Source organism: Alcanivorax sp., assembly GCF_051117345.1.
Lineage (GTDB): Bacteria > Pseudomonadota > Gammaproteobacteria > Pseudomonadales > Alcanivoracaceae > Alcanivorax.
Window position 1 is genome coordinate 1 of sequence record NZ_JBNPEC010000245.1, and the last position, 6,906, is coordinate 6,906.

Annotated in this window: 7 protein-coding genes; 1 reads left to right on the plus strand and 6 read right to left on the minus strand. The window is 57.8% G+C overall.

What is annotated here, in order from left to right; all coding sequences use genetic code 11:
- Both ACFE0K_RS15355 and acs read right to left on the minus strand, forming a co-directional pair.
- Nucleotides 1–370 (minus strand): response regulator (locus ACFE0K_RS15355; RefSeq protein WP_434536898.1); only part of this gene is annotated, 370 nt, incomplete at its 3' end.
- Between the two features lie 160 nt (nucleotides 371–530).
- Entirely contained in the window at nucleotides 531–2,480 is a 1,950-nt protein-coding gene (acs, locus tag ACFE0K_RS15360) for an acetate--CoA ligase (RefSeq protein WP_434536899.1), read from the minus strand.
- Between the two features lie 197 nt (nucleotides 2,481–2,677).
- Here acs and ACFE0K_RS15365 point away from each other — a divergent pair, with 197 nt between their 5' ends.
- A complete protein-coding gene (locus tag ACFE0K_RS15365; RefSeq protein ID WP_434536900.1) occupies nucleotides 2,678–3,871 on the plus strand; it encodes a DcaP family trimeric outer membrane transporter in 1,194 nt (397 codons plus the stop codon).
- Between the two features lie 88 nt (nucleotides 3,872–3,959).
- Here the strand turns inward: ACFE0K_RS15365 and ACFE0K_RS15370 are convergent, their stop codons facing one another.
- The 4 genes from ACFE0K_RS15370 to ACFE0K_RS15385 all read right to left on the minus strand — a co-directional run.
- Nucleotides 3,960–4,355: an ectoine synthase gene (locus ACFE0K_RS15370; RefSeq protein WP_434536901.1), complete on the minus strand. Its 396-nt coding sequence runs from the start codon at nucleotides 4,353–4,355 to the stop codon at nucleotides 3,960–3,962.
- 68 nt (nucleotides 4,356–4,423) lie between these two features.
- Nucleotides 4,424–5,728 carry a diaminobutyrate--2-oxoglutarate transaminase gene (gene ectB, locus ACFE0K_RS15375; protein ID WP_434536902.1) on the minus strand — a complete coding sequence of 435 codons (1,305 nt, stop codon included), beginning with the start codon at nucleotides 5,726–5,728 and terminating at the stop codon, nucleotides 4,424–4,426.
- 50 nt (nucleotides 5,729–5,778) lie between these two features.
- Complete coding sequence (gene ectA, locus ACFE0K_RS15380) at nucleotides 5,779–6,321, minus strand: diaminobutyrate acetyltransferase (protein WP_434536903.1); 543 nt, start codon at nucleotides 6,319–6,321, stop codon at nucleotides 5,779–5,781.
- Nucleotides 6,322–6,325: 4 nt separating this feature from the next.
- Nucleotides 6,326–6,906 (minus strand): MarR family winged helix-turn-helix transcriptional regulator (locus ACFE0K_RS15385; RefSeq protein ID WP_434536904.1); only part of this gene is annotated, 581 nt, incomplete at its 5' end.

Below are 6,906 nucleotides of genomic sequence, written 5' to 3' on the forward strand. Positions count from 1 at the left end.
GCTCGCCATCCATGATCTTGCGCATGGCATCGGTCATGGTATCGATGGAGGCTGATTTGGGAATAAAACCATCGGCACCAAAGTGAATGGCGCGCTGGATTACATCGACACTTTCGGTGGCGGAAAGCACCACCAGCGGCACCTTGCGATACTGTTCGCGCAGATAGACCAGGCCGGAAAAGCCATGGGTGCCCGGCATGTGCAGGTCGAGCAGAATCACATCAAAGGGAATGGCCCTCTGACCCAGCGTTTCCAGGGTGGCCAGGGAGTCGGCTTCGTGGATAGTGGCATCGACAAAGCTGGCCTCCACTGCCTGTTTCAGGGCAGCGCGGAAAAGGGGATGGTCATCGGCTATCAGTATTGTTGTCATGACCTTGATTTAAGCATGAACAAAAAAAAGATGCTGCCCTTTAGGAGACCCTGAGGGCAGCGTGGGAAATACAATAAACAACAGACTCCCATCAGCATAAATCCAGTGGCACGGGCCGCCTCGGCAATCTGGAAGACACGCGGGCTTGCGGTGATGGGGATCACCGGTTCACCCGGGTCTCCACCAGGCTGTCGACCACCGCCGGGTCTGCAAGGGTGGAAATATCGCCGAGGCTGTCGTGCTCGTTGGCGGCAACTTTTCTGAGGATGCGGCGCATGATCTTGCCGGAACGGGTTTTCGGTAGCCCGGCAGTGAAATGAATCAGATCCGGCGTGGCGATGGGGCCGATTTCACGGCGTACCCACTGGCGCAGTTCCTGCAGCAGCTCCTCACTGGCGATTTCGCCGTCATTGAGGGTCACATAGACATAGATGCCCTGGCCCTTGATGTCGTGGGGGTAGCCGACCACGGCGGCTTCGCACACCTGCGGATGGGCGACCAGGGCGCTTTCCACTTCGGCTGTCCCCATGCGATGGCCGGACACGTTGAGCACATCATCCACTCGCCCGGTGATCCAGTAGTACCCGTCTTCATCGCGACGGGCGCCGTCGCCGGTGGTGTAGTAGCCCGGAAAGCTGCTGAAGTAGGTCTGAACAAAGCGCTCATGGTCGCCCCACAGGGTGCGGGCCTGGCCCGGCCAGCTGTCGGCGATTACCAGATTGCCTTCGGCGGGGCCGTCCAGCAGGTTGCCTTCGTTGTCTACCAACGCCGGTTGCACGCCGAAGAAGGGCAGGGTGGCAGCACCGGGTTTGGCTTCAATGGCGGCGGGTAAGGGGCAGATCATGATGCCGCCGGTTTCTGTCTGCCACCAGGTATCCACCACGGCGGCCTGGCCGTTACCGACCACATCGTGGAACCACTGCCAGGCCGCTGGATTGATCGGCTCGCCGGCGGTGGCCAGCACGCGCAGTGTGTCACGGCGGCTGCTCTGGCAGCAGTGGTCGCCACCGGCCATCAGGGCGCGGATGGCGGTGGGGGCAGTATAGAGAATCTCCACGTCGTAGCGGTCGATGATATCGCCGACCCGCTGGTCGTTGGGGTAGTTGGGAACCCCTTCAAACATGACGCAAGTGGCTCCGTTGGCCAGTGGTCCGTAGACCAGGTAGGTGTGCCCGGTGATCCAGCCCACATCAGCCGTGCACCAGTACACCTGACCGGGCTGATAATCGAAGGCCAGTTGATGGGTCAATGAGGCGTAGACCATGTAGCCGCCGGTGGTATGCAGAACCCCCTTGGGTTTACCGGTGGAGCCCGAGGTATAAAGGATGAACAACGGGTCTTCCGCGTTCATGGCTTGTGCCGGGCAGTGGCTGTCGCTTTGTGCCTGCTCCTCTGCGTAGTCAAGGTCGCGGCCGGGTTGCCAGTCAATGTCATTACCCACGTGGCGAACGACCAGCACTTTTTCCACCACATCGGTGCCGTCCTGGCGCAGGGCCTCATCCACATTGCCCTTGAGTGGAACCGGCTTGCCGCCGCGGCGACCGGCGTCGGCGGTGATCACCATTTTGGCGTCGCAGTCGGCAATACGACCGGCCAGTGCATCCGGGGAAAAGCCGGCAAACACCACGGAATGAATGGCGCCAATGCGGGCGCAGGCAAGCATGGCAAAAACGGCTTCCGGGATCATCGGCATATAGATCATCACCCGGTCGCCTTTGCCGACACCTTGTCGCTTGAGCGTATTGGCGAGCTGGCAGACATGCAGGTGTAGCGCCTGATAGGTGATTTCCCGGCTCGGTTGGCCAGCTTCATCCGCTTCCCAGTACAGGGCGACCGCATCGCCATTACTGGCCAGATGGCGGTCGATGCAGTTGCTACTGGCGTTCAGTTCGCCGTCGTGAAACCAGCGAATATGAACGTCATCCGGGTGGAAGCGGGTGTCGCGAATTTGCTGTGGCTCGCGTAGCCAGTCGATGCGCTGGGCCTGGCTGCGCCAGAAGCCGACACTGTCCTGCAGACTTTGCTGGTAGAGAGACTGGTAGTCATTGGCGTCTATCCAGCAATGGGATTTCAGTGCTTCTTTTACCGGCACGCGTTCACCCGTTTCCATGGGACTTCCTCACTGATGTGATGCAGTTGTTATAGGAGTGTTCCCAGTGTGCGAAAGCACAGCGGTGGTCTGAATTAGACCTTGGTCTTAAGCCATGGCGGGCCTGTTTCGACCTATGGCTAATAGTTCGTCGAATATTGGCCGCGCAAGCTGTTCGTGGAGTGACTTACGTGTTGATGAAAACAAGAGGACAGGCCATGACAGCAATAAAACCCACGTACCTGTGTGCCGCCGTTTTGTTTGCCCATTCGGGTATCGCAGGTGCTGCAACGCTGGAGGAGCGCGTTGCCGACCTGGAAAACAAACTGCAGCACAGTGGTGGCAACAGTCAGATCACCTTCGGCGGTTTTATCAAAGCCGATACCATCTTCAGCAAATACAGTGATGGCGAAGATGCATCATCTGCCATCGGGGAGGACTTTATGGTGCCCTCTACCATCCCCGTCGCTGGTGAAGAGGGTTCCGGTAAGCTGCACATGATCGCCAAACAAAGCCGCTTCTGGCTAAAGAGCGTGACGCATACCCCGGTGGGGGATGTGAAGGGCCACATCGAAATCGATTTTCAAACCAACGGCCTGGGCAATGAGCGTATTACCAACAGCTATGCGCCGCGGATTCGCCATGCCTATCTGAGCTGGGACAAATGGTTGTTCGGGCAAACCTGGTCCACCTTCTTCAATGTGAGCGCGCTACCGGAAACCCTGGACTTTGTCGGGGCCGCGGGCACCGTGTTCCAGCGGCAAGCGCAGATTCGCTACACCAGCGGCCCGATCATGTTGGCCCTGGAGAACCCGTCCACCACCCTCTACGGTGGTGCGGAAAACCCCTATGACGATAACGGCGTGCCTGATGTGGTGCTGCGCTACAACCTGACCGGAGACTGGGGCAATGTGAGCCTTTCGGGCATGGGGCGTGAGTTGGCCTATCAGGATAATATCGGTGGGCAAGACCGTGACGAAAGTGAATACGGTTATGGCCTGGCACTGGCGGGCAAAATGATGTTGGGCGCGATGGACGACGTGCGTTTCCAGCTCAATTATGGCAACGCCATTGGCCGTTACCACACGCTGAATGCGTTCCGCTCCGGGCAAATTGAAGCGGACGGCGATATCGAACTGATTGATCAGTGGAGCGCGGTGCTGGCCCTTCGTCATCACTGGAATGATGCCTGGCGGTCCAACGTTGCGGTATCCATGAGCGAAGCGGACAACCCTGACACCGTGGCCGGCACCAGTAATGAAACCGTGCAGAGCGCCCACGCCAACCTGATCTGGCAGGTGGCCAAGCCACTGTCTCTGGGGGGAGAGTTGATCTATGGCGAACGGGAAACTGAAGCGGGTGATAACGGTGATCTGAAGCGCGTACAGTTCACGGCCAAGTACGCGTTTTAGGTAACACCTATGCAACACGCTTGCACGTTATAAAAAAACGGGGCGCTGAAAAGCGCCCCGTTTTTATGGTTTGGCTGTGTTGCGTCTCTTAATCAACATCCGCCGGGTACACGCCATTCTCATCGTGCACTTCCTTGCCGCTCAACGGCGGATCGAAAACGCAGGCCACTACCATGTCTTCGTCACCACCATAAAGGTAGTGTTCGTCGTGCTCATTGAGCAGGTAGACAGTGCCGGGCTGCAGGTCGTAGACCTTGCCGTCGGAAATGGTTTCCACCTTGCCGTTGCCAGACATGACATACACGGTTTCCAGATGGTTCTGGTAGTGAATGTGGGTCTTGGTGCCCTTGAAGATGGTGGTGATGTTGAAGGAGTGTCCCATTTTGTCGTCTTTCAGGGACAGGCGAACAGACTGCCAGTTGCCGTTTTTGGCTTTGACACAACGGTCTGACTTCTCGGCTTCCGCCAGAGTACGAACGATCATGAATAAGACTCCTGAGCAAAAAAGGGAGGGAGGAAAGGCTCCCCCGGGGAGGGGGAGCGGGCAGCCTGTTAGGCAGAAATGCTGGCAACAGAGTGCGCTTCACCGCGCTTGATGCGGTCAGTCATGACTTCGGCAACGCTTTCCTTGACGATATCCAGCGCCCGGGTCAGGTCTTCTTCATCAATGGTCAGCGGGCACAGGGTCTTGATCACCTGGTCATCGGCACCGGAGGTCTCGATCACCAGCTGGCGCTTGAAGCAGGCCTTGGTGATTTCGCCAGCTACCTCGCCATCGCGAGCTACCAGGCCCTGCATCATGCCGCGACCGTTCAGGTAGAACCAGTGGTCGTCATAGGTGTTGGCGATCTCACGGAAACGGTCGGTGATGATGTCCGCCTTGCGCTGTACTTCCTTGGCGAACTTGTCGTCGCGCCAGTAGTGGTTCAGCGCAGCGGCAGCTGTTACGAACGCCAGGTTGTGGCCGCGGAACGTCCCGTTGTGCTCACCGGGTTTCCACATGTCCAGTTCCGGCTTCAGCAGCACCATGGCAAACGGCAGACCGTAGCCACTCAGGGACTTGGACAGAGTGATGATGTCCGGGGTGATACCGATATCATCGAAGCTGAAGAAGGTGCCGGTACGGCCACAGCCAGCCTGGATGTCATCCAGAATCAGCAGCATGTCGTGCTTGCGGCACACTTTTTCCAGGTTGCGCAACCAGTCAAAGCTGGCTGCGTTAATGCCGCCTTCGCCCTGTACGGTTTCTACAATCACAGCAGCCGGGTGGTCCACGCCGCTGGAAGAATCGCCCAGCACCTTGTCCAGGTACTCGGTGGTGTCGAAGGCATCGCCCAGATAGCCGTCGTACGGCATCGGTGTGACGCCGCCCATGGTGACACCTGCAACACCACGGTGGTGGCTGTTACCGGTGGCGGCCAGGGCACCCAGGCTCACGCCATGGAAGCCGTTGGTAAAGCTGATGATGTTCTCGCGACCCTTGATGTTACGGGCAACCTTCAGCGCCGCTTCCACCGCATTGGTGCCGGTGGGGCCGGTGAACTGCATGACATAGTCCATATCGCGGGGCTTCAGGATCACTTCATAGAAAGCATCCATGAATTCACGCTTGGCGGTGGTGTGCATGTCCAGGCCATGAACAATGCCGTCACGCTGAATGTACTCAAGCAGCTTCTCTTTCAGAACCGGGTTGTTGTGACCATAGTTGAGGGTGCCCGCGCCGGCCAGGAAATCGATGTATTCCTTGCCATTCTCATCGTACAGGTAGCTGCCCTTGGCCTGGTCGAAAACTACCGGGAAGCTGCGCGCATAGCTCATTACTTCCGATTCGTGACTGTCAAAAATGTCGGTATCCATGATTCCTGTTCCTCGCGTGAATTCGGTACTTGTTCGTTCTGGTCCGGGTGTCAGGCTTCGTCTCTATTGAACGGCCCGATACGCAGCAGGTATTCGTCATTGTGTTCGCCGGCAAAATGAATGCGCGAATCGAACAGAATGAATTCTTCCGTGGGCATGCTGCGCTGGTAGGCGAAGCTGCGGAACATTCCCCAGGACGCTTCGTTGTCCGGGGTAATGGTGGTCTCGATGAACTGAACGTCGGCGCTTTCGTCGCGCTCTATCAGCTCGGCCAGCATGCGCTTGGCCAGACCCTTGCCGCGGGCTTTCTCATGCACGGCCACCTGCCAGACAAACAGCGTGTTCTGCTGCTTGGGCGGAATGTAGCCGGAGATGAAGCCCACCAGGTCGCCATCCATTTCCGCGGCGACGGAGGTGTCTGCAAAGTGTGTGCATTGCAGCAAATTGCAGTAGACGGAGTTCTCGTCCAGCGGCTTGCACTCGCTGATCAGCTTGTGCACCCGGCTGCCGTCCTGGCTTTCCGGTTTGCGGAAAGTAATGTCATCCTGATTGTCGGTGGATGAGTCCGTTTTCTTTGCACTGTCTGCAACCATGATTTCACTTTTGGTCCGTTTTAGAGAAAGAGTTGGCTTCGCGTTCGCGGCGGCTGCTCATGTCCACCGCTGGTTGGGCGCGGTCAATAGCGCCCAGGTCCAGTACTGGAGACGCATCGATGTCTCCGGCATTCATCATGGCGGCCACCCGTTGCAAGGAGCTCAATATTAAAGATTGCTCCCAATCTTCCAGGCGGTCAAAACGCTCGATGAATTCGTCCTGAAGCGGGGTAGGGGCCTTGTCGATAATTTCGTCGCCGGCCCGGGTCAGGTGGGCATACACCCGGCGTTTGTCTTGCTCGCCGCGCTTGCGCTCGACCAGCTCCCGCTTTTCCAGGCGATCCAGAATCGTGGTAATGGTGGCCTGGCTGAGGGAAACCTCATTGGCCAGGTCGCCCATGGTGATTTCACCGTGGGCAGAGATCGCCTGCATGATAAGCAGTTGCGGCGATGTGAGGCCGGAGACCTTGCTAAGTTTCCTTGTGTAAAGGTCGGTGGCGCGAATAATCTGTCGTAAAGCGAGTAGCACGTCTTCGTTTCTGGCCATGGCCGTGCGTTCGCGTGATAACAAAGTTATGTGAATGT